This is a genomic window from Micromonospora xinjiangensis (assembly GCF_056150165.1).
In genome coordinates this window covers 461,915-488,698 of the sequence record NZ_JAXCFO010000001.1, presented here as the reverse complement: position 1 = coordinate 488,698, position 26,784 = coordinate 461,915, and the positions used below count along the sequence as shown (strand labels likewise).

Sequence of the window (26,784 nt, the reverse complement as noted above, 5' to 3'; positions counted from 1 at the left end):
CGTCAGCCGGCCCGCTCCGGTTGGCAGACCGGGCACCAGTAGGTGACCCGCTCGCCCAGCTCCTCCTTGCGGATCGCCGTGCCGCACCGGCGGCAGGGCTGCGCCCGCCGCCCGTACACGTAGCTGGTCTGGCCGCGGTGCAGCGAGCCCGTGGTGCTCTGCGCCCAGCGCCCGCGGTTGGCGGCGAGCAGCCTCTGCGCGAGCGCCACCAGGCCGGGCAGGTCGGGCACCGCGCGGACCGGCGTCCAGGGGGAGACGCCGCGCAGGAAGAGCACCTCGCACTTGTAGAGGTTGCCCACCCCGGCCAGGTTGCGCTGGTCGAGCAGCGCCTCACCGATCGTGGCGTCGGGCTGGGCGGCGAGGCGGCGGACGGCCTCGGCCGGGTCCCAGTCCGGCCCGAGCAGGTCCGGGCCGAGGTGGCCGAGCAGGCGCTCCTCCTCGGCGGTGGGCACCAGCGCCAGATCGTGCAGGTGGTAGCCGACCGCCACGGCGCCCGCGCTGCGCAGGACCGCCCGGATGAGGTGCCCCGGCCGCGCGGCCCAGCGTTCCCCCGGCGCGTACGCCCGCCAGGCGCCGTCCATCCGCAGGTGCGAGTGCAGCGTCCAGTGCGCGCCGCCGCCGGTCGTGCCAGTGGCGCCGCCGGGCGCCCGGTTGCCGGTCGGCGCGGCGGTGAGGCGGAGCAGCAGGTGCTTGCCGCGGGCGGCCGACTCGCGCACGGTCCACCCGGTCAGGTCGGCGGTGGCGAGCTGCGGCACCCGGAACTCGCTGGCGGTCAGCGTCGCGCCGGCCAGCGCCCGGTGCAGGACGCGGGCCGTGTTCCAGACGGTGTCACCTTCGGGCATGCTCCCATCCTCCACCTGCCGAGCCGGATTCGCATGTATCGCTATTTGTACCTTGGTTCCCCTTGATCTCCCGACATGGGCACCATCAGGGGGTTCTGAGGAGTTTGCCCATGAGATCTGTCCGAACCGTCCTCCTCGTCGTCCTGACCGTCACCCTCACCGCCGCACTCGTGCCCGCGGCCGGCCCGGCACCGGCCGCGCCGCTCGACGGCACGACCGTCACGCTCCGCCCGGTCGGCGCCGCCCCGAAGGGGCCCGCCGCCGAGCGGTGGAACCTGAACCTCTCCGTCGTCGACGGCGACGACGTCAACGTCCGGTCCACCGCGGCCGGGCTCCGCCTGCGCGACACCCGCTGGGGTCTCGCCCGCGCGGCACGCAGCCCCCGCAGCACCCTGGCCGAGGGCACCCTCCTGACCGCGCCGCGCACCCTGTCCCGGCCGGCCACCCGGGTCCGCGCCGAGGTCTCCGCCCAGGTCGCCCCGGGCGCCACCGTCGAGACCCAGGTGCGGGGCTGGCGTACGGGGGGCGGCTGGACCGAGTGGCGCGGCGCCGGCGGGGCGGTCGTCTTCGACCAGCCGGTCAGCCGCGTGCAGTCCCGCGTGGTGCTCACCGCCCGCGACCCGCGGGCCGTCGCGACGGTACGCGAGGTGCGGGTCACCGCCGACTCGCTCGCCGTGGTGACCGCCGCCACGCCGGGCCGCACCTACCGCGTCTTCGCCACCCGCATCGGGTTGGTCGGGGAGGTGACCGCCAACGGGCGCACCATCGTGCCCCGCGACCACTTCGTGGCGCTGCCGTCGCGGCGTGGCCTCGCCCCGAACAACACCGGCGACTACACCGTCCGGGTCTGCACCACCACCGGCAGCCGCTGTGCGTACGCCCCGGTCTGGGACGTCGGGCCGTGGAACACCCGCGACGACTACTGGAACCCGAGCGCCGTGCGGGAGAACTGGAAGGACCTGCCGCAGGGCCGGCCCGAGGCGCAGGCGGCCTACCAGAACGGCTACAACGGCGGGCGGGACCAGTTCGGCCGGCGGGTGCTCAACCCGGCCGGCATCGACCTCGCCGACGGCACCTTCTGGGACGGGCTGCTGCTCAGCACCAACGCCTGGGTGGACGTCGCGTACCTGTGGACCGGCTCCGGGCCACGCGGGATCGTCGGCGACGGCCCGCTGAACATCCGCGCCGGGGCGAGCACGAGCTACGCGGTCCGGGGGCTCGCCGCCCGCTACGCCAACGTGCCGATCCAGTGCTACGTGACCGGCCAGACCGTCGCGGGGCCGTTCCGCACCACCAACCGGTGGAACCGCCTGGCCACCGGCCAGTTCGTCAGCCACGCGTACATCTCCGCCGTCTACGGCGGCACCGTGCCGCGCTGCTGACCGCCGGCGCCGGTCCGGGGCCGTACCCCCCGGACCGGCCCCGGCCCCGCGCGACCAGGCCAGGACCCGGTCCGCCGGGTCAGCCGCTGATCCGCACCAGGTCGCCCGGCCGTACGCCGAGCAGGTCCACGGCTCGCCCGCCGTTGACGGAGACGGCCACGCGGTCGGCGGAGTCGGGGTGCACCACGAGGCCGCCGATCGGCGCGTCGCCGAACGTCCGCCCGCGTACCGCCGGCCGGCCGGCGCCGGTGCCACCGGCCGCCGGCTCGGGCGCCGGCAGGGGCGGGCCCGCCGGCGCGGTGACCCGCACCGCCGCCGGGAGCCGCTCCAGCAGACCCGCCGCGGCGGCGAGCTGCACGTTGCCGAAGTGGTCGACGGTGAGCACCTCCGCGGTGACGCCGTCCGCGTCGGCCGCCACGAGCGGCTCGGGCAGCCGGACCAGCTCCGCCGGATCCACCGGGGGGCCGGCGTCGGCCAGCGGCGCGCCGAGCGCCAACCGGGCCGCGACCGGCGCGAAGACGTCCCGGCCGTGGAAGGTGCGGGAGACCCGTGCCGCCAGCCAGGCCGGGTTGGTCAGCTCGACGGCGGCGGTGACACCGCCCAGCGCGTCGGCGGCGTCCGGCAGCAGCCCGTTGTCCGGGCCCACCAGGGCACCGCCCGGGGTGGCCAGGGCAACGCCGCGCCGCGCCGTGCCGACCCCCGGGTCCACGACCGCGACGTGCACGCCGACCGGCAGGTACGGCACCGTCTGGGCGAGCACCGCCGCACCGTGGCGCACGTCGGCGGGCGGGACCAGGTGGGTCACGTCGATCACCCGTGCCTCCGGCGCGATGCGGGCGATCACCCCGTGGCAGGCGGCCACGAAGCCGTCGCGGAGACCGTAGTCGGTGGTCAGCGAGATCCAGGGCGTGGCGGGCATGGAGTGCAGGCTAACCGGCGGGCTACGGGGAGGTGCGCAGCTCCAGGATCAACTCGTCGTGCAGCGGGATCCCGTCCTCGCCCACGAGCGGGATCTCCGGCTTGCGCTGCCGGGCGCGGTCCACCGCGCCGGGGTCCACCGCGACCAGCCGCAGGCCGCGCCGCTGGTAGAACCGCAGCGCCCGCAGGTTGTCGTTGGTCGTGACCAGCCAGAGCCGGTGGAGCCCGCCGGCCCGCGCGGTCGCCGCGGCCGCCGCCAGCAACGCGGTGCCCACCCCACCACCCGGCTCGGCGGCCACGAGGCTCACCACCTCCAGCCCGTCGGCGTCGGCGTGGTGGGCGAGGGCGCCGACCACGGCGCCGGCACCGTCCACCGCCACCAGCGTCGGCAGCGTGCGCAGGTCGTACCGGGTGTCGTGGACGATGACGTACGGCCCGCCCCACTCGCGTTCGTGCAGCGCGTCCACCGCGACCCGGTCGCCCGGCGCCGCCTCGCGGACAGTGGTCCCGCCCATGCCGTACCCCTCTCCGCTGCTCGTGCCGGCAGCGGATGCTACCGGTGGCGTACCCGCCCGCCCGCGCGGTTTCCGTGCAGCCGGATACGGGACAGTGGCACTGGCCGACCGGCCACTGCCGTCGTCGCGTCCCGTTGGGCAGACTGCCGTGGTGACACATCGGAACCTGCCCGCGGCCGCGGCGCTCGCCCTCACCCTCACCCTCGTCGCCGGATGCGGGTCGGACGGGGACGAGCGCCAGGAGTCCGCCGCCACCCCGTCCGCCGCCGCGTCCGCGACGGCGTCGCCGACCGCCGAGGGATCGCCAGCCGCCCCGCCGGCCGGTGACGCCCCCGCCGTGCAGCCGCCCACGGAGCGCCGCCCGGCCAGCCCGCCGCCGGTGGTGCTGCCGCGCCGCCCCGCCGGTTCACCCGGCGCGAAACAGGTGGTCGACGCGTTCCGGGCGGCCGGTCTGAAGGTGGCCCACCCGCGGGACAGGTCGGTCGACTGTGGACCCGACGGGCTCGGCCTGGGCTGCTCCGAGATCATCGCGACCGACGCGGTGACGGTCTACGTCTTCCCCGACGAGACCAGCGCGGGTGACATCGCGGAGACGTGGAGCGGCCAGTCCTTCCGCAAGGGAGCGGTGGTGCTCAACTACCTGGAGGCGCGCACGCCCGCCGCCGACCGCCCGCGCTACGAGAAGGTCCTGACGGAGCTGGGCTGACGATCCCGTCCAGGAGATCCTGGTGGGAAGCGGCCCTACCGAGGGAACCGTCCGACCAGGATCTCCTGGGCGTGGTCAGCCGCGTAGGCGCAGGCCGCGGGGGGTGGTTCGGAAACCGGCGGCGGTGAGCGCGTCGCGCAGCGGTGAGGAGTGCACCGCCTCGCCGTCGGCCCGCTCCACCGACATGGCGCCCAACGCCCCGGTGTGCACGGCGTCGGCCAGCGCCTTGCCGGCGGCGGCGAGCGCGTCGGTGTCGTCGGTGAAGGAGAGCAGCGTGCGCCCGCCCCGCTCCACGTAGAGCACGAGGTCGCCGCCGACCAGGACGACCAGGGCGCCCGCCTTGCGGCCCGCCCGGTGCCCGGTCGCCGGGGTGTCCCCGTCGCCCGAGTCGACCGCCCGTTCCGGCCACGGCAGCGCCGCCCCGTACGGGTTGGCCGGGTCGGTGGCGGCGAGCACCATCGTCGGCCCGCCTCGGCCCCGGGCCCCGTCGGCCGGCTCGGCCAGCGCGCGGATCCGGTCCACCGCCCCGGGCACCGCGAACTGCGCCGCGCCGAGCCCTTCCACGAAGTAGCCCCGGCGGGCCGCCCCGCGCTCCTCCAGCGCGGAGAGCACCGGGTAGACCGCCGAGAAGCCACCCACCACCTGCTCGGCCACGACCGCGCCGCGGGTGAGGACGCCGTGCCGTTCCAGCAGCACGTCGGCGAGCGCGGCGGCCCGGCGGGTCGGGTCGGTGTCCCGCTCGGGCAGCCGCGACCAGCGCCCGGCGACCGTCGGCGGGCCGCTGCGGGTGGGCAGCGCCACCCGGCCGGGACGCCGGTAGCGGCTGCGCGGGGCGGACGGCCGGGAGCGGTGCGCCCCGCCGGCCCCCAGCACCGCCCGCAGCGGGGCCAGCGTGTCGTTGGTGAGGTGCCCGGCCCAGACCAGGTCCCAGACGGCGGCGGTCAACGCCGCGTCGTCCGTCGAGCCGACCCGGTCGGCGAGCGGGCGGAAGAAGAGCGCCTGCCCGTCGGCGAGCGCGTCGAGCACCGCCTCGTGCAGCGGTGTCAGCGCCAGCGCGTCGTCCGGGAGCGGGAGCAGCAGCGGAGCGGTGTCCGCGTACGCGAGGGTCACCCAGCCGTCCCCGCCGGAGATAGCGCCGGAACCGGCCCAGACCACCTCGCCGCTGGCGCACAGCTCGTCGAGCTGGGCGGGCGAGTAGTCGGCGACCCGGCCCGGCAGCACCAGCCGCTCCAGCGCCGACGCCGGCACCGCCACACCCTGCAACTGCTCCACGGCCGCCGCCACCGCCTCCACGCCGCGGGCGGACGAACCGACCTGCTGCCACCGGGGCAGGAACGCGGCGAGCGCCCGGGGCGGCACCGGCTCGATCTCCCGGCGCAGCGCGGCCAGCGAACGGCGGCGCAGTAGCCGCAGCACCTCGGCGTCGCACCACTGCGTGCCGACGCTCTCCGGGGTGAACTCGCCGGAGACCACCCGGCCAGTGGCGGCGAGCCGGCGCAGGGCCTGCTCGACCACGAAGACGCCGAGGCCGAACCGCGCCGCGCAGCTCGCCGCGCCGAAGGGCCCGTGGGTGCGCGCGTAGCGGGCCACGAGATCGCCCAACGGGTCGGCGACCGGGGCCAGGTAGGCCTCGGCCACGCCAACGGGGAGCGCCACCCCGAGCGCGTCGCGCAGCCGCGCCGCGTCCTCGACGCCGACCCACCGCTCCTCTCCGGCGATGCGTACGCGCAGCACCCGGCGGGCCGCCTCCAGCTCGGTGAGCCAGTCGGCCGGCACCCCCCGCTCGGCCAGCTCGGCGGCGTTGAGGTCACCGAGTACCCGCAGCAGCTCGACCACGTCCTCGGCGTCGCGCGGTCGGCGCTGCTCGGTCAGCCAGCGCAGCTGCCGCTCGGTCTCGGTGAGGACGGTCGGGTCGAGCAGCTCCCGCAGGTCGACCCGCCCGAGCAGCTCGCCGAGGAGCGCCGAGTCCAGCGCCAGCGCGGCGGCCCGCCGCTCGGCGAGCGGGGCGTCGCCCTCGTAGAGGAACGCCCCGACGTAGCCGAAGAGCAGGGAGCGGGCGAACGGCGAGGGCTGGGCGGTCTCCACCTCGACCAGGCGGACCCGCCGGGCGGCCAGGTCGCGCATCAGCTCGGCCAGCGCCGGCTGGTCGAAGACGTCCTGGAGGCACTCCCGGGCCGCCTCCAGGGTGACCGGGAAGTCCGCGTACTCGCGGGCCACGTCGAGCAGCTGGGCGGCACGTTGGCGCTGCTGCCAGAGCGGCTGCCGGCGGCGCGGGTCGCGGCGGGGGAGCAGCAACGACCGGGCCGCGCACTCGCGGAACCGGGCCGCGAAGAGCGCGGAGGTGCCGACCGACTCCTCCACGAGCTGGGCGATCTCGTCGGGCTCGAAGGCGACCACGTCGGCGCCGGGTGGCTCGTCGGCGGTGTCCGGCAGGCGTACGACGATGCCGTCGTCGGACGGCATCACCTGGGCGTCCACTCCGTAGCGCTCGGCGAGGCGGCGCCCGATCGCCAACGCCCACGGGCCGTTGACCCGGGCGCCCAGCACGCTGTGCACGGCGAGGCGCCAGTCGCCCAGCTCGTCGCGGAACCGCTCGACCACGATCGTCCGGTCGTCCGGCAGGGATCGGGTGGCCGCCCGCTGTTCCCGCAGGTACGCCATCAGGTTGCCGGCCGCCCAGTCGTCCAGCCCGCCCGCGCGCAGGGCGGCGACCGCCGCGTCGTCGCTCTGCCGGAGCAGGGTGCGTACGCGGGCGCCGATGGCCCGGCCCAGCTCGACCGGCCGACCGAGCTGGTCGCCCTTCCAGAACGGCATCCGTGCCGCCTGACCGGGGGCGGGGGAGACGAGCACCCGGTCAGGGGTGATCTCCTCGATCCGCCAGGACGAGGAGCCCAGCAGGAACACGTCGCCGACGCGCGACTCGTAGACCATCTCCTCGTCGAGTTCACCGACCCGGGCGGCGCGCTCGGCGCCGGCCAGGAACACGCCGAAGAGGCCCCGGTCGGGGATCGTGCCGCCGCTGGTGACGGCGAGCCGCTGCGCGCCGGGGCGACCGGTGAGCAGGTCGGCGGCCCGGTCCCAGACCAGCCGGGGACGCAACTCGGCGAAGGCGGTCGACGGGTAGCGGCCGGAGAGCATGTCGAGGACGGCGTGCAGGGCCGAGTCGGGCAGCTCGGCGAACGGCGCCGCCCGGCGCACCACGACGGCGAGGTCACCGACCCGCCATGGCTCCAACGCCACCATCGCCACGATCTGCTGGGCCAGCACGTCGAGCGGGTTGCGGGGGAAGTGCAGCTCCTCGATCGCGCCCTCGCTCATCCGTTCCGCGACCACGGCGCAGGAGAGCAGGTCACCGCGGTGCTTGGGGAAGACCACGCCGCGGGAGACCGCGCCGACCTGGTGCCCGGCGCGGCCGACGCGTTGCAGCCCGGCGGCGACGCTCGGCGGCGCCTCGATCTGGACGACCAGGTCGACCGAACCCATGTCGATGCCCAGCTCGAGGCTGGAGGTGGCGACCACGGCGGGAAGCTGCCCCGACTTGAGCGACTCCTCGATGTGCTTGCGCTCCTCGCGCGAGACGCTGCCGTGGTGGGCCCGGGCGATCACCGGTGCCGCCCCGGAGGCGGCCCCGGACTGGGCCATCACCTCGGCCGGTGGGCGCGGAGCGCGCAGCGGGCCGACGGGCCCACCGAACGCGTCCGCCCCGCGCCCGCCCCGCTCGCCGACGGGCCCGCCGTCGACGCCGCCGGCAAGCTCCTCGGCGGCCAGCTCGTTGAGCCGGGCGCAGAGCCGTTCGGCGCTGCGCCGGGAGTTGGTGAACACGATGGTCGAGCGGTGGGCCCTGATCAGGGCGTGGACCCGTTCCTCGACGGCCGGCCAGATCGACGCCCGCCGGGGGCCGGGGCCGCCCAGCTCGTCGTCGACCGGCTGCTCCTGCTCGTCGAGACGGGTCATGTCCTCCACCGGGACCTGGACGGCGACCTCGATCGTCTTCGCGGTGGCGGGCTGGACCACGTCGACCGGCCGGGCGCCGCCGAGGAACCGGGCGCACCCGTCGATCGGCCGGACCGTCGCCGAGAGACCGATCCGCTGGGCCGGGGCGGGCAGCAGCTCGTCGAGGCGTTCTAGGGAGAGCGCGAGGTGGGCCCCGCGCTTGCTGCCGGCCACCGCGTGCACCTCGTCGACGATGACCGTCTGCACGCCGCGCAGCGAGTCGCGGGCCGCGGAGGTGAGCAACAGGAAGAGCGACTCCGGCGTGGTGATCAGGATGTCCGGCGGGGTGCGCGCGAAGGCCCGCCGCTCGTCGGCGGGGGTGTCGCCGGTGCGCATGCCGACGGTGATGTCCGGCGGGGCCACCCCGAGCCGGGTGGCGGCCTGGCGGATGCCGGCGAGGGGGGTGCGCAGGTTGCGCTCCACGTCGACGGCGAGTGCCTTCAGCGGGCTCACGTAGAGCACCCGGCACCGCTGGCGGGCGTCGGACGGGGCCGGCTCGCGGGCCAGCCGGTCGAGTGACCAGAGGAAAGCGGCGAGCGTCTTGCCGGAGCCGGTGGGCGCGACCACCAGGGCGTTGCGGCCGGCCGAGATCGCGCGCCACGCACCGGCCTGGGCGGCGGTGGGCGCGGCGAAGGCAGCCGTGAACCACTCCCGCGTCGCCGGGCTGAACCCGCCCAGCACGTCCGTGTCGCCCGCCTCGGGGCCGGCTGCCATCTCCGCCACCCGTCCATCCTGCCGCGCTGCTGTGACAACCCCGTCGGACCGCGAGGGATTATGTCCGGCAACAGCGTTTACGGGACGGAAAATCCACTTGAGGCATTAAGTCTCACTTAACTGCTTGCTTGTGATGAGCAACATAAAGTAACTTCACTCGCGACGCGGGACCGGGGTGGAGGGGATCGGATGGCCGTCGAGCAGCGGAAGGTCGAGCCCGGCACCGACGTGCTCATCCGCAAGGTCGACAGCCACCTCGCCGCGGTCCGCGCCGGACTGCGCGGCCCCGAGCTGGAGCTCGCCGAGCGCCTGGCCCGCTGCCTGCGCGAGCTGGTCCTCTCCACCGCGCACGCCAGCGCGGCCGACCGGGGGCAGGTCCGCGCCGCGGTGCACTATTTCGTCCTGCGGCGGGAGAGCCGGGGCCGGTTGCTGTCGGTCCGCTCGCTCGCCGCGGCCGAGCGGGTGGTGCAGCGGGTCGCCCGCCAACTGGGGCGTGCCGACCTGCTGACCGAGCCGGCGTGCCAGGACCAGGCCGGCCTGGAGGCGCGCCGCCCGTCCGCGCCGGCACGCGCCGCCGAGGACCCCGCCGGCCACGCTCTCGCCAGCCGAGCCACCTCCCGCTGAACGGCCGCCCGTCAGCTGCTGTCGGCGCGCGCCGTTCGCTGCTCGCGCCGTCGTGGGTCTGCCCCTCCGCCGGTCGCGGCCCGAGCCGGACATCGGGGCGATGCGGGCGATTTTCGGAGAATACGCCCGCAGAGCGCCGAACTGGCGTCTGATCGCACCTAGACGCCGACCCGCGGGGAGGCGACCGCCGCTGCCACCTCGACGGGAGTGCGGGTGCTCGTACTGCTGATCCTCCACCTCGTGGCGGCACTCCTCGCGCCGCTGCTCGTCCACCGGTGGGGTCCGCGCGCCTGCTACCCGTTGGCCCTCGCACCGGCCGCCGCCTTCGGGTGGGCGCTGGCCCAGACCCCGAGGGTCCGCCACGGCGGGGTGCTGGTCGAGACGTACCCGTGGATCAGGCAACTCGGGCTCGACCTGGCGTTCCGGCTCAGCACCCTCTCCTGGCTGATGACCATGCTCGTCGGGGCGGTGGGCGCCCTCGTGCTGGTCTACTGCGCCCGGTACTTCAGCCCCGGATCGATCGGGCTGGCCCGCTTCACGGGGGTGCTCGTCGCGTTCGCCGGGGCCATGCTCTGCGTCGTCCTCGCCGACGACCTACTCCTGCTCTACGTCGGCTGGGAGCTGACCACGATCTTCTCCTACCTGCTGATCGGGCACAGCACCGAGCGGCGGGCCAGTCGGTGGGGGGCGGCCCAGGCGCTGATCGTCACCACGCTGGGCGGCCTCGCCATGCTCGTCGGCTTCATCCTGCTGGGCGTGCAGGCCGGCACCTACCGGTGGTCCGAGATCTCCGCCGCGCCGCTGCCCGGCGGCGGCTACCTGGTCGCGGCGGTGCTGCTCATCCTGGCCGGCGCGCTGTCGAAGTCGGCCGTGCTTCCGTTCAGCTCCTGGCTGCCGGTGGCGATGGCGGCGCCGACGCCGGTGAGCGCGTACCTGCACGCGGCGGCCATGGTGAAGGCCGGTGTCTACCTCATCGGCCTGCTCGCGCCGGTGCTCGCCGCCGTCGGCCCGTGGCGCCCGGTGGTCCTCGTCGCCGGGCTGGCCACGATGATCGTCGGCGGCTGGGCGGCGCTGCGCCAGACCGACCTGAAGCTGCTGCTGGCGTACGGGACGGTGAGCCAGCTCGGCCTGCTGGTGGTGCTGACCGGCGCGGGCACCCCGGACGCCGCCCTGGCCGGGGTCGCCATGCTCCTCGCCCACGCCCTGTTCAAGGCGGCGCTGTTCCTCGTCGTGGGAGTGATCGACCACGGCGCCGGCACCCGCGACCTGCGCGAACTCTCCGGCCTGCGGCACGGCGCGGCACCCCTGGTCGTGGTGGCGCTGCTCGCCGCGGCCTCCATGGCCGGACTGCCTCCGCTCGTGGGCTTCGTCGCGAAGGAGGCCGCGTTCGCCGCGTTCACCGACCAGCCGCTGGTCCTCGCCGGGCTGGTCGCCGGCACCGTGCTCACGGTCGCCTACAGCGTCCGCTTCCTCTGGGGCGCCTTCGCCGACCGCCCGGGGGTGGCCCCCGCCCGCCTCGACCGGATCGCCGCCCCGCTGCTCCTGCCTCCGGCCGTGCTGGCGGTGGCCGGGCTGGTCGCCGGTCCGCTCGCCGGCGGCCTGGACGTCGTCCTCCGCCCGTACGCCGAACTCTTCGGCACCGTCCACGCGCACCTGACGCTGTGGCCCGGCCTGACCCCGGCGCTCGGCCTCTCGGCGTTCGTGCTGGTCGCCGGCGGCGTGCTGTTCGCGCTGCGAGGCCCGCTGGCGCCGCTGCTGGCCCGGCTCCGCGCGCCGGTGGGCGGCAACCCCGGCTACGAGTGGGTGATCAACCGTTTCGACCGGTTCGCCGTCGAGGTCACCGGCGCCACCCAGCGCGGCTCCCTGCCGCAGTACCTCGGCGTCATCCTGGTCGTCCTCGTGCTGCTGCCCGGCAGCGCGATGTTCGCTGCGGGGCCCTGGCGGGACCGGATCACCGCCTGGGACACCCCGCTGCAACTCGTCGTCGCCGTGGTGCTCGCGGTCGCCGCGGTGCTCGCCGTCGGCGCCCGCCGGCGGCTGACCGCCATGTTGCTGGTCGGCGTCACCGGCTACGGCACGGCGATGCTCTTCGTCCTCTACGGCGCGCCCGACCTGGCGCTGACGCAGTTCCTGGTGGAGACCGCCACCATCGCGGTCTTCGCCCTGGTGCTGCGTCGCCTGCCGACCCACTTCTCGGCCCGACCGCTGCGCCGCACCAGGTGGGTGCGCCGTGGGATCGGCGCGGCGGTCGGCCTCGTGACCGCCGGTCTCGCGCTCGTCGCCGCCGGCGCGCGCCGGGAGCCGACCGTGTCGAGCGCCTTCCCCGACCTGGCGGTCAGCGAGGGGTACGGCCGCAACGTCGTCAACGTGACCCTGGTCGACATCCGGGCCTGGGACACGATGGGGGAGCTCGCGGTGCTGGTGGTGGCCGCCACCGGCGTGGCAAGCCTGGTGTTCGAGCGGTCCCGCACCGGCCCCCGGCCGAGGCGGCAGCGGCCCGTGTCCGGCGTCCAGCCGCCCGGCCAGCCGGTCTGGTTGCGCGGGGGCGCCCGCCTGCGCGAGGCGCGCCGCTCCATCGTGCTGGAGGTGATCACCCGGCTGATCTTCCACACCGTGGTGCTCTTCTCCCTGTTCCTGCTCTTCTCCGGCCACAACGCGCCGGGCGGCGGGTTCTCCGGCGGGCTGGTGGCGGGCCTCGCGCTGGTCGTCCGCTACCTGGCCGGCGGGCGGTACGAACTGGCCGAGGCGGCGCCGATCGGTGCCGGGACGGTGCTCGGCGCCGGACTCGCCGTCTCGGTCGGCTCCGGCGTCGTCGCGCTGCTCGCCGGCGGCTCGGTGCTGGAGAGCGCCCGCATCGATCTCTACCTGCCGGGCGTCGGGGATTTCTACCTGATCACGTCCCTCTTCTTCGATATCGGCGTCTACCTCGTGGTGGTCGGGCTGATGCTCGACATCCTGAGCAGCCTGGGCGCCGAGGTGGACCGGCACATCGAGGCGGCCGGCGGCGGCTCCCGGGGGCTCGCCGTCGAGCGGGGGGAGGCGGCACCGTGACCCGGGGAGCGGCGGGCCCCACGCTGGTGCTGGTGATCGCCGTCGGCGTGCTCGTCGGCTGCGGGGTCAGCCTGCTGCTGGAACGCAGCCTGACCCGGATCCTGCTCGGCATCGTCCTGCTCGGCAACGGTGTCAACCTGCTGATCCTGGTCGGCGGCCGCTCGGGCGCCGCACCGATCGTCGGCACCGGCCCGGTCGACCGGATGAGCGACGCGTTGCCGCAGGCCATGGTGCTCACCTCCATCGTGATCACGTTCGGGCTGACCGCGTTCCTGCTCGCGGTCAGTTACCGGAGCTGGTACCTGACCGGTGACGACGAGGTGGCGGACGACCCGGAGGACCGGCGGATCGTCCACCGCGCCGAGCGGGACGAGGTGACCACCGTGGATCGAGGCGGCGAGGGCCCGAACGGCGACCCCGAGCAGGTCGACCCGGAGCCGGCGCGACGCCGGCTGCGGCGCGGGGACGAGGTCGGATGACGGGCGCGTGGACGGGGGTGCCCCGGTGAACCGGCTGCTGCCGCTGCCGGTGGTGGTGCCGCTGCTCGGCGCGGCGCTGACCCTGGTGCTGGGCAGGTGGCCCCGGCTGCAACGCGGGATCAGCGTGGCCGGTCTGGCCACCACGTTGGCGGTCGCCGGGGTGCTGCTCGTGGAGGCCTACCGGCACGGGCCGGTGGTGCTCGCCGTCGGGGCCTGGCCGCCGCCGGTCGGCATCGTGCTGGTCGCCGACCAGCTGGCCGCGCTGATGCTGGTGGTCTCCGCGGCGGTCACCCTCTGCGTGCTGCTCTTCTCGATCGGGCAGGGCCAGGCGGAGACGGCCGAGAGCACCCCGATCAGCATCTACCACCCGACGTACCTGGTGCTGACGGCCGGCGTGACCAACGCCTTCCTCGCCGGGGACCTGTTCAACCTCTTCGTCGGCTTCGAGATCCTGCTCGCTGCCAGCTTCGTGCTCATCACGCTGGGCGGCACCGAGGTGCGGATCCGGACCGGGTCGACGTACGTGGTGGTCAGCATCCTCTCCTCAATGGTGTTCCTGGCCGCCGTGGGACTGGTGTACGCGGCCACCGGCACGGTCAACCTGGCCCAGCTCGCCCAGCGCCTCGACGCGCTGCCGGACGGCCCACGGCTCGCGTTGCAGGTGATGCTGCTGCTCGCCTTCGGCGTGAAGGCGGCGGTCTTCCCGCTGTCGGCGTGGCTCCCGGACAGCTATCCCACGGCGCCGGCGCCGGTCACCGCGGTCTTCGCCGGCCTGCTCACGAAGGTCGGCGTGTACGCGGTGATCCGGACGGAGACGTTGCTGTTCCCGGACGGGAGGGTGGCGCCGCTGCTCATGGTGGTCGCGGGGCTGACCATGCTGGTGGGCATCCTCGGCGCGGTGGCCCAGTCGGACATGAAGCGGTTGTTCTCCTTCACGCTGGTCAGCCACATCGGCTACATGATCTTCGGGGTGGCGCTGAGCACCGTGGCCGGGCTCTCCGGCGCGATCTTCTACGTGGTGCACCACATCACCATCCAGACCACGCTGTTCCTGGTCGCCGGCCTGGTCGAGGTGCGGGCCGGCAGCACCGACCTGCGCCGCATCGGCGGGCTGGCCCGCCTGGCGCCGACGCTCGGCGTGCTCTTCTTCGTGCCCGCGATGAACCTCGCCGGCGTGCCGCCGTTCTCCGGGTTCCTCGGCAAGCTCGGCCTGCTGCAGGCCGGGGTGGCGGCCGGTGGCCCGCTGCCCGTCGCGCTGGTCGCGGCCGGGACGCTGACGAGCCTGCTCACCCTCTACGTGGCCTCCCGCGTCTGGAACATCGCCTTCTGGCGCTCGCCCCGGGTCGCCACCGAGGAGTCGACCGCCCGGCTCCCCGCGCTGATGGTCGGCGCCACCGTCGCGCTCGTCGCGTTCGGGCTGGCGTTGACGGTGGTCGCCGGTCCGCTCTTCGACGTCACCGCCGACGCGGCCACCGACCTGCGCGACCGCACCCCGTACATCCGGGCCGTCTTCCCCGGTGGCACCCCGTGACCGGCGCGGGCGGCGCGTCGGCGGGCGGGGTGCGCGGCCGGGTGGGGCGCTGGCGCGACCAGGGCCTCGCGCTCGGGTGGCTGGTGCTCATCTGGAACCTGCTCTGGGGCGAGTTCAGCTGGGGCAACCTGATCGGCGGAGTGCTGGTGGGGCTCGCGGTGCTGCTCTTCTTCCCGCTGCCGCCGGTGACCTTCGGTGGTCGGCTGCGGCCGCGGGCACTGCTGGTGCTCCTCGGCGGGTTCCTCGTCCAACTGGTCGTCGCGAGCGCCCACGTGGCCCGGATCGCGGTGCAGCCCGGCTTCCGGCCGCGCAGCGCGATCATCGGTGTCCCGCTGCGCGTCCGCACGGACCTGAACCTGGCGCTGACCGCCGAGGTGGTCTCGCTGGTCCCCGGCACGCTGATCATCGAGGTGGACCGGGACACCGGAATCCTCTACCTGCACGTGCTCGACGTGCGCCGCCCGCAGGACCTCATCGACAACCGGGCACGGGTCAGCGAGGTCGAGCGGCGCATCGTCCGGGCGGTGGGCTCGGCGGCCGAGGTGCGCCAGGTCCACCCCGATCCCGTCGACAAGGAGAACCAGCCGTGACCACGTTCCTCGCCGTCGTCCTCACCGGGCTCTTCTCGGTGACCGCGCTGCTCGTGCTGGTGCGGCTCTACCGCGGCCCCTCGCTGCTCGACCGGGTGGTCGCCGCCGACATGCTCCTCGCGACCATGGTCGGCGCCGTCGGCGCCGAGGCGGCGGTCAACCGGCACGCGAGCACGCTGCCGGTGCTGGTGGTGCTCTCCCTGCTGGGCTTCGTCGGCTCGGTCTCGCTGGCGCGGTTCCTCGTGCGGGAGGAGGACTGATGCTCACCACGCTCGCGGACTGGCTCGGCGCCGTCTGCCTGATGGCCGGGGCGCTGCTGGCCCTCGCCGCCGGGATCGGGGTGCTGCGGTTCCCCGACGTGCTGGACCGGATGCACGCCGCCACCAAGCCGCAGGTGCTCGGCGTGCTGCTCCTGCTGGCCGGGGTCGCGCTGCGGCTGCGGACCCTGGGCGATCTCGGCATGTTGCTGCTGGTCGCGGTCTTCCAGCTGTCCACCGCCCCGGTGGCCGCCCAGATGATCGCCCGGGCCGCCTACCGCTCCGGCCGCGTCGACCGCACTCTCATCGACGTCGACGAGCTCGCCGACCGGTGAACCGCCCCCCGCGCGCCCGCCCGGGTGTGGGAGGACTCCACCGACCGGTTGTCCGCCAGTCGGGAAACCGGACAACCGGGAGCCTTCGCCCCTCCTTCAGCGGACGTACAGCGAGCGCCGATAAAATGACCGCATGATCGACTCCTCTGCCCAGGAGGGCAGCAGTAGCCAGCCGGGTCGTGCCCGGCATCCGATGGCCCCGACGTCGTGGGGAGCCCTGAGCCTCCCGTGCTGATCGTCCTGGGCCTCGTCCTGATCATTGTTCTCACCGCACTCACCGGCTACTTCGTGGCCCAGGAGTTCGGCTACGTCGCCGTGGACCGGGGCAAGCTGCGACAGCTCGCCGACGACGGCGACCAGTCCGCCGCCCGGGCCCTCGAGGTGACCGGCCAGCTCTCCTACATGCTCTCGGGAGCCCAGCTCGGCATCACCGTCACCGCCCTGCTGGTCGGTTACGCCGCCGAGCCCTACCTCGGCGCCGGCCTGGCCGACCTGCTCGGCGTCGCCGGGGTCTCCGAGACCGTCAGCGTGACGGTCTCCGTCGCGTTGGCCCTCATCATCGCCACCGTGGTGCAGATGGTCCTCGGCGAGCTCGCGCCGAAGAACCTCGCCATCGCCCGCGCCGAACCGGTGGCCCGCGCCCTGGCCCGGTCCACCCTCATCTACCTGCGGGTGGCCGGCCCGGTGGTCCGGCTCTTCGACAAGGCCGCGGTCCGGCTGCTGCGCCGGGTCGGCATCGAGCCGATCGAGGAGCTGCCCAGCGGCGCCACCCCGGAGGACCTCGAACAGATCATCGCCGAGTCACGCCAGGAGGGGCATCTCGACGTCGAGATGTCCACCCTGCTCGACCGGGGGCTGGACTTCCGCGAGCTGACCGCCGGCGAGGCCATGGTGCCTCGGGTGGACGTGCACACCGTACGCGCCGACGAGCCGATCAGCCGGGTGGTCGAGCTGCTCGACACCGGCCACTCCCGCTTCCCCGTGCAGGGCGCCGAGGGCGTTGACGACCTGGTCGGCGTCGTCGGGATCGCCGACGTGCTCGGCGTACCCCCGCACGAGCGCGCCACCACCCCGGTCAGCGCGGTGGCCGGACCGCCGCTGCTGGTGCCCGAGACGCTGCCGCTGCCGACGGTGCTGGACCGGCTCCGGTCCGGGCACCGGCAGCTGGCCTGCGTGGTCGACGAGTACGGCGGCTTCGCCGGCGTGATCAGCCTGGAGGACATCGCCGAGGAGCTGGTCGGCCCCATCCGGGACGAGGACGACCCGCCGGAGCGGGCGCCGGCCCGCCAGGCCGACGGCTCCTGGGTGGTCCCCGCCCGCTGGCGGATCGACGAGGTGGCCGACAGCACGGGCATCGCGCTGCCCGAGGCCCCCGAGTACGACACCCTCTCCGGCCTCGTGATGCGGGAGCTGGGCCGGGTGCCCGAGGTGGGTGACCGGCTCGAGATCAGCCTGCTGACCGAGGGTGAGGACGGCGGGGGCGAGCCGCGCGCGCTCGTCGAGGTGCTCGCCGTCGACCGGCACGTGGCCGACTCCGTCCGGCTCCGGCTCACCGAGCCGGGCAACCGCCCGGAGGTGTCCGCGTGAGCCCCGGCGTCGCGTTGTTCACCTCGGTGGTGCTGCTGGCCCTCAACGGCTTCTTCGTGGCCGCCGAGTTCGCCCTGGTGGCGAGCAAGCGGTACCGGCTGGAACAGGCCGCGGCCGGTGGCGGCCGCGCGGCCCGCGCCGCGCTGGACGGCGTCCGCGAGCTGTCGCTGATGCTCGCCGGCGCGCAGCTCGGGATCACCCTGTGCACGCTGGGCCTCGGTGCGCTCGCCGAGCCCACGATCGAGCACCTGGTCAGCCCGGCGCTGCACGCGGTGGGGCTGCCGGAGGCGGCCAGCCACGCCGTGGCGCTGGTCTTCGCGCTGGCGCTCGTCACCTTCCTGCACCTGGTGGTGGGCGAGATGGCGCCGAAGTCCTGGGCGATCACGGACGCCGAGCGCTCGGCCATGCTGCTGGCCCTGCCGTTCCGCGCGTTCGCCCGGGTCGCCCGGCCCGTGCTCTCCGCGCTGAACGCGCTCGCCAACTCGATACTGCGGCTGGCCCGGGTCAACCCGCAGGACCAGCTCGCCCAGGTGCACGGCCCGGACGAGCTGCGGATGCTGCTGGAGCAGTCCCGCGAGCACGGGCTGCTGGGCGCCGAGCAGCACCAGCTGCTGACCAGCATGCTGGAGTTGCAGGGCACCACGGTGGCCCAGGTGATGGAGCCGTTCTCGACGATGGTGACCGTCCGGCGGGACGACTCGGCCGAGCGGATCGAGCAGGTCAGCCGGGAGAGCGGCCGGTCCCGCCTGGCGGTGCTGGACGCGGCCGGCGACGTCTGCGGCCTGGTGCACGTACGCGAGGCGGTCCGTGCCGTCACCACCGGTCAGCAGACCACCGCCGGTGAGCTGATGAGCAGCGCCTTCACCCTGCCCGCGGAGGCGTCGGTGACGGAGGCGGTGGCCGCGATGCGGGCCCGCCAGTCACAGCTCGCCCTCGTGCGCAACGGCGGCGGGCCCACCCGGCCGGTCGGGTTCGTGGCGCTGGAGGACCTCCTGGAGGAGGTCATCGGCGAGTTCGACGACGAGACCGACCCGGTGCCCCGGGGCCGCCGGTTGAGGTGACCCGCGGTCCGGTCGCGCGTCAGCGGGACCGGACCGCCCGCCGGCGGACCGGCCGCTTCGGCGAACCCGGGGTGACCGGGGGCGTGTTCCGCCACAGTGGGGGTGGGTGCGCGTTCGGGGAGGTGGTCCGGTGCGGTTCACGGGGGTGTCGCCGGAGTCCAGCTGGACCGGCCTGACCGTGCGTACCGCCCTGACCAATCCGAGCACCCGGCCCGGGCTGCCGCTGCCCGGCCGGGTGACGGTGACCGCCGGCTCGACGGACGTGCCGGTGCAGCACATCCGGCTGGGCCTGGTGACCACGGCCGAGACGGAGGACCCGTCCGCGCCGCGGCGCCTCGTGCAGTTCCACGAGGCGGCCCTGACCGACGGGTTCGTGCTCCGCGCCGGGCGCGGCCGGACCATCCCCTTCCAGTTCCCGGTGCCGTGGGAGACCCCGGTGACCGTCTTCGGCGGGGTGCCGCTGCTCAGCCTGCGGATGGGGCTGCGCACGGAGGTGGCGATCGAGCCGCGGCTGGACCAGGGAGCCATGGTGCCGGTGTTCGTGCATCCGCTCCCCACCCAGGCGCACGTGCTCGCGGCGCTGGACACCCTGGGGTTCGCGTTGCGACAGGCCGGGCTGGTGGACGCGCGGCTGCCCGGGGTGGAGCAGACGCTGCCGTTGCACCAGCGGATCGGCTACTGGGCCGCGCCGCTCTACGCGGGACCCATGACCGAACTCGAACTGATCTTCGTGACGAACTCGGCGGGCCTGGAGGTCCTCCTGTGGCTGGACCGCCGGCTCGCCCTCGCCGGCGTGACGCACCAGAGCATCAGCCGGTTCCGGGTCTGGCACGCCGACGCGGAGAAGCGGGACTGGGTGGCGACCGTGGACGGCTGGTTGCGTACGGCGATCAACCGCCACGCGGCCGTCGCCGCGCACAGCGACTGGTCCGCGCAGATCACTGAGTCGGCGCACGTCAGCCGCCCGCCCGACGACCCCGTGCCACCCGGGTTCGGCCTGGGCGGCACGGCCGGCGCCGCGGGGATCGGCGGGGGCGGTGGCGGTGGGGGGGACGGCACCTGACGGCGTGCGCCTCGGCCGCTTTTCCGCGACCCGACGCGCGCGCCGCCCGGAGCCGCGGCCGTCAACCTCCCCCGGCCAGGCCACCGCCGGCGGCCTGGCCGGGCGCGGCGGTCAGATGCTCGCGGTCGCGAGCTTGACGCTGAAGCCCAGGAAGAGGGCGGCCACGCCGGTGGTGGCGCCCGCCGCGAGCCGGCGGCGCTGCCGGAACTGGGCGGCCAGGAAGGTGCCCGTGAAGATGAGCACGGTCAGGTAGAGCGCGCTGGTCACCTGCGCGATCAACCCGAGCAGCGCGAAGGAGAGCGCCGGCCAGGGGTAGTCCGGGTCGACGAACTGGATGAAGAACGAGACGAAGAAGAGGATCGCCTTCGGGTTGAGCAGGCTGATCACCAGCGCCTTGCGGAAGGGGCTGCGCATCGACGCCGGCTCGGCCGCGTCGATGAGCCGCGGCGCGGCGGGGTCGTTGCGGTCGCGCCAGCGACGCCAGGCGCCGCCCAGCATGGTGAGGCCCACGTAGCCGAGGTACGCGGCGCCGGCGTACTTGACCACGAGGAAGAGCGACGGGTACGCCTTGAGCAGCGACGCCACCCCGGCGGCGGAGAGCACCATCAGCACCCCGTCGCCGAGGAAGACGCCACCGGCGGCCCGGTAGCCGGCACCCACGCCGCGCTTGGCCGCCGTGGAGAGCACGAAGAGCGAGTTGGGCCCGGGCAGCAGCACGATCGCCACGGTGCCCAGCACGTACGTCCAGATGTCGGTGATCCCCAGCACGCCGGACATCATCACGCCACCGGCGCCGTCGGGCGAAGCCTTTCCCGCAGGGCGGCCTGTGCGCTCGGCCACTCCTCGACGGTCATGGCGTACTGCACGGTGTCGCGCCACGAGCCGTCCGGCCGCAGCCGGTGCTTGCGCAGCACCCCCTCGCGGGTGGCGCCGAGGCGCTCGATGGCCCGCTGCGAGCGCTCGTTGCGGATGTCGGTGTGCCACACCACCCGCACCGCGCCGAGCTCCTCGAAGGCGCGGGTGAGCAGCAGCAGCTTGGCCTCGGTGTTGATCCCGGTGCGCCACCACGGCCGGCCGAGGAAGGTGTAGCCGATCGCCACCGAGCGGCGGTCGGGCTCGACCTCGTAGTACGACGTGGTGCCCACGACGGCGCCGGTGACCGCGCAGCGCTGCACCCACGGCACCCGCTCGCCGCGGTGGTGGGCGGCGAGCGCGGCGGCGATGACGGCGCGCACCTCCGCCGCGTCGGCGGGCTGGCGGTTGCCCAGGTGCCGCCAGACCTCGGCGTCGGCGGTGGCGGCGTGCAGCTCCTCGGCGTGCGCGAGGTCGAGCGGTTCCAGCAGCACGTGCGCGCCCCGCAACGCCACCGGGTCGTGCCAGGGCGAGCGCGCCGGCCGCAGGTACGCGGGCACCGGAGCGGTCACGCCCGCGTCCGGCTCGGGCGGGCCCGCGGTCAGCCGCAGCGGCACCACGCCGGCCCAGTGCGGCAGCGCGAGGTCCGCCTCGTCGTCGCCGACGCCACCGGTGCGGGCGCGCAGCGAGACCTCGCGCAGCGGCAGCGCCAGCACGGCGGTCTCGGCCAGTTCCCTGCGGGTCGGCGGGCGGCTGTCTGCGCTGCGCCCGGCGGCGACCTTCTCCACGAGCGCGGTGAGCACGTCGGCCTTCTCCCGCTCGTCGGTCACGAGGTGGGCGGTGCCGTGGGCGATCACCGAGCGGTAGTTGGCGCTGTGGTGGAACTGGGAGCGGCCGTAGACGAGGCCGTCGAGCAGGGTGACCGACACGCACACCGGCAGGCCGGCGCCGCGCGCGGCCAGCAGCGGTCGGCTGCCGGTGGAGCCGTGCAGGTAGAGCGTGTCGCCCACGCGGACGTGCAGTGTGGGCAGCACGCGCGGTTCACCGTCGACGGTGAAGCCGAGCGCGCAGTGGTACGCCTCGTCGAGCACCGCGTGCGCGGCGGCGCGGTCGTAGCGCATCCGGTCGCGGGTGCGGCTCGCCGTGGTCCGCTCGGTCCGGGGGTACGCGCTCCGCTCGGTCAGGGGGGTGGTCATCGCGGCCCGCCTTTGTTCTAGTACAATGCTTTGTTTGTGTCAGCACGGTATCAGGTCACCGGTTCCACAGCTGCCGGGATTTCGGCCAGCATCGAGTCGGGCATCCGCTCCGCCGCCCTGCCGCCCGGGACGGTCCTGCCGCCCGTCCGGGCGCTCGCCGCCGAGCTGGCGGTCAGCCCGGCCACCGTCGCGCGCGCCTACCAGGAGCTGCGCCAGCGCGGACTGGTGGCGACCGCCGGTCGGCACGGCACCCGGGTCCGGCCCCGCCCGCCGGTGGCCGCCCGCCGCTCGGCGCTGCGCCCGCCGACCGCGCCCGGCCTGCGCGACCTGTCCGCCGGCGAGCCGGACCCCGACCTGCTGCCGCCGCTCGGCCCGCACCTCGCCGCCCTCGCCGCCGACGCCGGCCCGCCGATCGGCTACTCCGGCGCCGGGGTTCTCCCCGCCCTGGCCGAGGCGGCGCGTGCCCGGCTCACCGCCGACGGCGTACCGGCCGGGGAGCTGACCCTCACCGGTGGCGCGCTCGACGGCATCGAGCGACTGCTCGGCGCCCACCTGCGCCCCGGTGACGCGGTCGCGGTGGAGGACCCGGGCTGGGCCAACCTGCTCGACCTGGTGGCCGCCCTCGGGCTGCGCCCGATCGGCGTACCGGTCGACGACGACGGGCCGGTGGTGGCCGGGGTGGCGGCGGCGCTCGCCGCCGGTGCCCGCGCGCTGATCGTGACCAGCCGCGCGCAGAACCCGACCGGTGCCGCCGTCTCCGCCGCCCGCGCGTCCGGGCTGCGCCAGCTCCTCGCCGGCTGGCCGGAGGTGCTGCTGATCGAGGACGACCACGCCGCCGAGCTGGCCCGCGTACCACTGCACCCGCTGGCCGGGGCGACCCGCAGCTGGGCCTTCCTCCGCTCGGCCAGCAAGCCCTTCGGCCCGGACCTGCGCCTGGCGGTGCTGGTCGGGGACGAGACCACGGTGGCCCGGGTCGCCGGGCGGTCCCGGGTCGGCGCCGGCTGGGTATCCACGGTGCTGCAACGGCTGCTGCTCTCGCTCTGGCGCGATCCGGCGGTCGCCGACCTGGTGGACCGCGCGGCGGAGAGCTACGAGCGGCGCCGCGGCGCGCTGGTCGCGGCGCTCGCCGAACGGGGGGTCACGGCGTACGGGCGCAGCGGCATCAACGTCTGGCTCCCCGTGGCGGACGAGACCAGCGCGGTCACCGCCCTGCGCGACGCCGGTTGGTCGGTCGCGCCCGGCGCCCTCTACCGCATCGCCGCCGCACCCGGCCTCCGCGTCACCGTCAGCCCGCTGACCGAGGCCGACATCTCCGCCCTGGCCGACGCGTTGGCCCGGGCGACCGCCCCGCCCCCCGCCCGGGGCCTCACCGCCTGACCCCTGCCAGCAGCGCCGCGATCCCGCACCCGGCGCGCCGGGAGGCGGCGGGCACCGACCGCGCGGGGTGCCGCGTACCCGGCACCGCTCCCCGAACGGGTATATAACAGTCGGCATGGCCGAGCAGACCGGGAGCGCGCCGGGCGCCCAGAAGTTCATCCCGCCAGCGGCGGACACGCTGGACGAGCTGCGCGCCGCGGCCGCCGGGTGCCGGGGCTGCGAGCTCTACCGCGACGCGTCGCAGACGGTCTTCGGGCGCGGCGACGAGGGCGCGCGGGTGGTCTTCGTGGGCGAGCAGCCCGGCGACATGGAGGATCAGAAGGGCCTGCCCTTCGTCGGTCCGGCGGGAAGGCTGTTGCGCCGCGCGGTCGACGACGCCGGCCTGGACCCCGGGTCGATCTACCTGACGAACGCCGTGAAGCACTTCCGCTTCGAGCTGCGCGGGAAGCGGCGCATCCACCAGACGCCGGACCGCGTGCACATCACGGCCTGCCGGCCCTGGCTCGTCGCGGAGTTCGCCCGGCTGCACCCGGAGGTCGTGGTGGTGCTCGGCGCGACGGCCGCCAAGGCGTTGCTCGGCCCCGCCTTCCGGGTCACCCGGCAGCGCGGCGAGCTGCTGCCCTGGCCGGCCTCGGCCCAGCACCCCGAGGACTTCCAGCGCGTGCCGGTCGACAGCGCCGGGAAGCTCGCCGACACCCCGCCGGCCCAGCTGCTCGCCACGATCCACCCGTCGGCGGTCCTGCGCGCCGACGACCAGGACAAGGCGTACGAGGGGCTCGTCAGCGACCTGCGCGTGGCCGCCGACGCCCTCGCCGGCTGACCCGGTGCCCCGCCGCGCGGGCCCGCCGATTTCGGCCCGCCGCGAAACCGGGTGCCGCCCGGTGCGGTCGGTGCGCAAGGATGAGCGGCATCCGCACTCCTTACCGCCCCGGGAGCCGCCCATGGCCACGGACCTGACCGCGCGCGTCGCCGCACCCGACGTCGCGCCCATCCAGCGGCGAACCCTGCGCCTGCTCTTCGTCACCCAGATCATCGGCGGGATCGGCGTCACCATCGGCATCGCGGTGGGGGCGCTGCTGGCCGCGCGGGTGGCCGGGACGGCGCTGGCGGGTGTGGCGCAGAGCGCCGCCGTGGTGGGTGGGGCGCTGCTCGCGGTCCCCGTCACCCGGATCATGAACGCCCGCGGTCGACGGCCGGGGCTGGCCGTCGCGTACCTGGCCGGCGCGGTCGGGGCCGTGCTGGTCGTGCTCGCCACGGTCACCGACTTCGTGCCGCTGCTCTTCCTCGGCATGCTCTTCTTCGGCGGTGGCACCGCCGCCAACCTCCAGGCCCGCTACGCCGCCGTGGACCTCGCCGAGCCGGCCCGGCGAGGCCGCCAACTCTCGCTGATCGTCTGGGCCACCACGATCGGGGCCGTGGCCGCGCCGAACTTCGCCGCGCTCGCCGACCACACCACCAGCGGCTGGGGCCTGCCGCCGCTGGCCGGCCCGTTCGCGTTCAGCGCCGTCGCGTTCGTGCTGGCCGCCGCCGTACTCCTGGTCCTGCTGCGGCCCGACCCGCTGCTCACCGCGCGCCGGATCGCGGCGGCCTCCGTCCCCGTGGCGACCGCCGCGCCGGCCGAGGCCGTCGTGGCGCCGACCCGGGCCGGCCGGCGCGGCTCCGGGATGCGGGCGGCGTGGCAGGTGGTACGCGGCCTGCCCCCCGCCCGGCTCGGCATCGCCGCCGTGGCGGTGGGCCACGTGGTGATGGTGGCGGTCATGTCGATGACGCCGGTCCGGCTCGGCGAGTCGCACGGGGACGCCGACGTGCTCCGGGTGGTCGGCATCGTGCTGAGCCTGCACATCGCCGGCATGTACGCGCTCTCCCCGGTGGTCGGCTGGCTCACCGACCGGCTCGGCCGGCGGGCGGTGATCCTCGTCGGCGTCGCGCTGCTGCTCGCCGCGTGCGCGGTCGCCGGCACCGCCGGGCACCACACCCCCCGGCTCTCGATCGGTCTGGTCCTGCTCGGACTGGGTTGGTCCGGCACCATGGTGGCGGGTTCCACGCTGCTGTCGGAGTCGGTGCCGGTGGCGGTCCGGCCGAGCGTGCAGGGCTTCTCCGACCTGATGATGGGCCTGGCCGGCGCGGCGGCCGCGGCCGCCAGCGGGTTTGTCATGCGGGCCGCCGGTTATCCGGTCCTCACCCTGCTCGCGGCGGTCGCCACGGTGCCCCTGGTGGCGCTAGCGTTGCGGCCGGTGCCGGCGGGGGCACCGGACGAGGAGGGCTGATCACGTGCGGCTGACCGACTTCTGGGCGCGGCTGGAGGAGGCGTTCGGTCCCGGCTACGCGGCCAGCATCGCCGCGGACCAGGTGCTTCCCCAACTCGGCGGGCGGACCATCGAGCAGGCCCTCGCCGGTGGAGAGGAGACGCACGTCGTGTGGCGGGCGGTCTGCGCGGCCTATCCCGACCGGGTGCCCGCGCGACTACGCTGAGCAGCGATTTCCGCCGATCCGCGTGTCGCTTGCCGAGTCGTACACCTGTTCGGCTATTGTCCACAGCGGGGTGCTCGTCCACAGCTCGCGGCCCGTCGGCTGGTTTTCTGTCGGACCCAGCGCCTAGCGTGTCCGCGTGACGCGAAGCTCAGCAAAGACGCCGGCGAAGGCAGGGGTGGCAACGATGGCGGCAGCGCCTGACCGGGAGAAGGCACTCGACCTTGCTCTCGCTCAGATCGACAAGCAGTTCGGCAAGGGCTCGGTGATGCGCCTGGGGGAGCGGCCGGTCGTGCAGACCGCCGTGATCCCGACCGGCTCCATCGCGCTCGACGTGGCGCTCGGTGTGGGCGGTCTGCCGCGCGGCCGGGTCATCGAGATCTACGGCCCGGAGTCCAGCGGTAAGACCACGGTCGCGCTGCACGCGGTCGCCAACGCGCAGCGGGCCGGCGGCATCGCCGGCTTCATCGACGCGGAGCACGCGCTCGACCCGGAATACGCGAAGGCGCTGGGCGTCGACACCGACGCGCTGCTGGTCTCCCAGCCCGACACCGGTGAGCAGGCGCTCGAGATCGCCGACATGCTGGTCCGCTCCGGGGCGCTCGACATCATCGTCATCGACTCGGTGGCCGCGCTGGTGCCACGCGCCGAGATCGAGGGCGAGATGGGCGACAGCCACGTCGGCCTCCAGGCCCGGCTGATGAGCCAGGCGCTGCGGAAGATCACCGGTGTCCTCAACAACACCGGCACCACGGCGATCTTCATCAACCAGCTCCGCGAGAAGATCGGCGTGATGTTCGGCAGCCCGGAGACCACCACCGGTGGTCGGGCCCTGAAGTTCTACGCCTCGGTGCGGCTCGACGTGCGCCGGATCGAGAGCCTCAAGGACGGCACCGACGTGGTCGGTAACCGCACCCGGGTCAAGGTCGTGAAGAACAAGGTCGCCGCGCCGTTCAAGCAGGCCGAGTTCGACATCATGTACGGCAAGGGCATCTCCCGCGAGGGTTCGCTGATCGACGTCGGCGTCGAGCAGGCGATCATCCGCAAGTCGGGCGCCTGGTACACCTACGACGGCGACCAGCTCGGCCAGGGCAAGGAGAAGGCCCGCGAGTTCCTCCGGGAGAACCCGGACGTGGCCGCCGAGATCGAGAAGAAGATCCTGGAGAAGCTCGGCGTCGGGGTCGCCGCGAGCGACGCGGCCGGTGGCCCGGAGCTGCCGCCGGTCGACTTCTGACCTGACCC

Annotated in this window: 23 protein-coding genes; 17 read left to right on the top strand and 6 right to left on the bottom strand. The window is 75.0% G+C overall.

The annotated features are described in order from the left end of the window. Nucleotides 1-2 precede the first annotated feature (2 nt). Nucleotides 3-842, bottom strand: coding sequence for a DNA-formamidopyrimidine glycosylase family protein (locus tag SM573_RS02440; RefSeq protein WP_474615370.1), 840 nt, complete (start codon nucleotides 840-842; stop codon nucleotides 3-5). Between the two features lie 110 nt (nucleotides 843-952). Between SM573_RS02440 and SM573_RS02435 the strand changes: the two genes are divergently transcribed. After that, nucleotides 953-2,224 carry a hypothetical protein gene (locus SM573_RS02435; RefSeq protein WP_474615369.1) on the top strand — a complete coding sequence of 424 codons (1,272 nt, stop codon included), beginning with the start codon at nucleotides 953-955 and terminating at the stop codon, nucleotides 2,222-2,224. A gap of 79 nt (nucleotides 2,225-2,303) precedes the next feature. On the opposite strand, the gene SM573_RS02430 is transcribed toward SM573_RS02435, so the two are convergent. Continuing rightward, entirely contained in the window at nucleotides 2,304-3,143 is an 840-nt protein-coding gene (locus SM573_RS02430; RefSeq protein WP_474612416.1) for an SAM hydrolase/SAM-dependent halogenase family protein, read from the bottom strand. 22 nt (nucleotides 3,144-3,165) lie between these two features. After that, a complete protein-coding gene (locus SM573_RS02425) occupies nucleotides 3,166-3,657 on the bottom strand; it encodes a GNAT family N-acetyltransferase (protein ID WP_474615368.1) in 492 nt (163 codons plus the stop codon). 151 nt (nucleotides 3,658-3,808) lie between these two features. Here SM573_RS02425 and SM573_RS02420 point away from each other — a divergent pair, with 151 nt between their 5' ends. Continuing rightward, nucleotides 3,809-4,363, top strand: a complete 555-nt coding sequence (locus SM573_RS02420; protein ID WP_474612414.1) for a hypothetical protein — start codon at nucleotides 3,809-3,811, stop codon at nucleotides 4,361-4,363. 75 nt (nucleotides 4,364-4,438) lie between these two features. On the opposite strand, the gene SM573_RS02415 is transcribed toward SM573_RS02420, so the two are convergent. Continuing rightward, on the bottom strand, nucleotides 4,439-9,070 hold the full coding sequence (locus SM573_RS02415; protein WP_474615719.1) for an ATP-dependent helicase: 4,632 nt from the start codon (nucleotides 9,068-9,070) through the stop codon (nucleotides 4,439-4,441). A 189-nt stretch (nucleotides 9,071-9,259) separates the two neighbouring features. Here SM573_RS02415 and SM573_RS02410 point away from each other — a divergent pair, with 189 nt between their 5' ends. The 10 genes from SM573_RS02410 (at nucleotide 9,260) to SM573_RS02365 (ending at nucleotide 19,648) form a co-directional block, all read left to right on the top strand. After that, nucleotides 9,260-9,694 (top strand): hypothetical protein, encoded by a 435-nt coding sequence (locus SM573_RS02410; protein WP_474612413.1) that lies wholly within the window; start codon nucleotides 9,260-9,262, stop codon nucleotides 9,692-9,694. 213 nt (nucleotides 9,695-9,907) lie between these two features. Beyond that, nucleotides 9,908-12,745: a Na+/H+ antiporter subunit A gene (locus SM573_RS02405; protein ID WP_474615367.1), complete on the top strand. Its 2,838-nt coding sequence runs from the start codon at nucleotides 9,908-9,910 to the stop codon at nucleotides 12,743-12,745. Continuing rightward, complete coding sequence (locus tag SM573_RS02400) at nucleotides 12,742-13,224, top strand: Na(+)/H(+) antiporter subunit C (RefSeq protein ID WP_474612411.1); 483 nt, start codon at nucleotides 12,742-12,744, stop codon at nucleotides 13,222-13,224. Before SM573_RS02405 ends, SM573_RS02400 begins: the two co-directional genes overlap by 4 nt. A gap of 25 nt (nucleotides 13,225-13,249) precedes the next feature. Further along, nucleotides 13,250-14,755, top strand: a complete 1,506-nt coding sequence (locus SM573_RS02395; protein ID WP_474612410.1) for a Na+/H+ antiporter subunit D — start codon at nucleotides 13,250-13,252, stop codon at nucleotides 14,753-14,755. Next, nucleotides 14,752-15,345: a Na+/H+ antiporter subunit E gene (locus tag SM573_RS02390; RefSeq protein WP_474612409.1), complete on the top strand. Its 594-nt coding sequence runs from the start codon at nucleotides 14,752-14,754 to the stop codon at nucleotides 15,343-15,345. Before SM573_RS02395 ends, SM573_RS02390 begins: the two co-directional genes overlap by 4 nt. Continuing rightward, nucleotides 15,342-15,605 carry an MrpF/PhaF family protein gene (locus SM573_RS02385; protein WP_474612408.1) on the top strand — a complete coding sequence of 88 codons (264 nt, stop codon included), beginning with the start codon at nucleotides 15,342-15,344 and terminating at the stop codon, nucleotides 15,603-15,605. Before SM573_RS02390 ends, SM573_RS02385 begins: the two co-directional genes overlap by 4 nt. Then, on the top strand, nucleotides 15,605-15,937 hold the full coding sequence (gene mnhG / locus SM573_RS02380) for a monovalent cation/H(+) antiporter subunit G (protein WP_474612407.1): 333 nt from the start codon (nucleotides 15,605-15,607) through the stop codon (nucleotides 15,935-15,937). Before SM573_RS02385 ends, mnhG begins: the two co-directional genes overlap by 1 nt. Nucleotides 15,938-16,165: 228 nt before the next feature. Beyond that, the gene (locus SM573_RS02375) at nucleotides 16,166-17,524 is read left to right on the top strand and encodes a hemolysin family protein (RefSeq protein WP_474612406.1); all 1,359 of its coding nucleotides are present in this window, start codon (nucleotides 16,166-16,168) and stop codon (nucleotides 17,522-17,524) included. Then, nucleotides 17,521-18,585, top strand: coding sequence for a hemolysin family protein (locus SM573_RS02370; RefSeq protein WP_474615366.1), 1,065 nt, complete (start codon nucleotides 17,521-17,523; stop codon nucleotides 18,583-18,585). Before SM573_RS02375 ends, SM573_RS02370 begins: the two co-directional genes overlap by 4 nt. A gap of 130 nt (nucleotides 18,586-18,715) precedes the next feature. Then, nucleotides 18,716-19,648, top strand: a complete 933-nt coding sequence (locus tag SM573_RS02365; RefSeq protein WP_474612404.1) for a sporulation protein — start codon at nucleotides 18,716-18,718, stop codon at nucleotides 19,646-19,648. A 111-nt stretch (nucleotides 19,649-19,759) separates the two neighbouring features. Here the strand turns inward: SM573_RS02365 and leuE are convergent, their stop codons facing one another. Then, a complete protein-coding gene (leuE, locus tag SM573_RS02360; protein ID WP_474615365.1) occupies nucleotides 19,760-20,428 on the bottom strand; it encodes a leucine efflux protein LeuE in 669 nt (222 codons plus the stop codon). Continuing rightward, nucleotides 20,428-21,696, bottom strand: coding sequence for a bifunctional pyridoxamine 5'-phosphate oxidase family protein/GNAT family N-acetyltransferase (locus SM573_RS02355; RefSeq protein WP_474612402.1), 1,269 nt, complete (start codon nucleotides 21,694-21,696; stop codon nucleotides 20,428-20,430). The genes leuE and SM573_RS02355 overlap by 1 nt, the downstream gene beginning before the upstream one ends. 36 nt (nucleotides 21,697-21,732) lie before the next feature. Here SM573_RS02355 and SM573_RS02350 point away from each other — a divergent pair, with 36 nt between their 5' ends. From SM573_RS02350 to recA, 5 genes are all read left to right on the top strand, one after another. Further along, complete coding sequence (locus SM573_RS02350; protein ID WP_474615364.1) at nucleotides 21,733-23,073, top strand: aminotransferase class I/II-fold pyridoxal phosphate-dependent enzyme; 1,341 nt, start codon at nucleotides 21,733-21,735, stop codon at nucleotides 23,071-23,073. 115 nt (nucleotides 23,074-23,188) lie between these two features. Next, on the top strand, nucleotides 23,189-23,893 hold the full coding sequence (locus SM573_RS02345) for a UdgX family uracil-DNA binding protein (protein WP_474612400.1): 705 nt from the start codon (nucleotides 23,189-23,191) through the stop codon (nucleotides 23,891-23,893). 121 nt (nucleotides 23,894-24,014) lie between these two features. Next, on the top strand, nucleotides 24,015-25,340 hold the full coding sequence (locus SM573_RS02340; protein WP_474612399.1) for an MFS transporter: 1,326 nt from the start codon (nucleotides 24,015-24,017) through the stop codon (nucleotides 25,338-25,340). A gap of 4 nt (nucleotides 25,341-25,344) precedes the next feature. Next, nucleotides 25,345-25,545, top strand: a complete 201-nt coding sequence (locus SM573_RS02335) for a DUF3046 domain-containing protein (RefSeq protein ID WP_474612398.1) — start codon at nucleotides 25,345-25,347, stop codon at nucleotides 25,543-25,545. A gap of 184 nt (nucleotides 25,546-25,729) precedes the next feature. After that, entirely contained in the window at nucleotides 25,730-26,776 is a 1,047-nt protein-coding gene (gene recA, locus SM573_RS02330) for a recombinase RecA (protein WP_474612397.1), read from the top strand. Nucleotides 26,777-26,784: the final 8 nt, after the last annotated feature.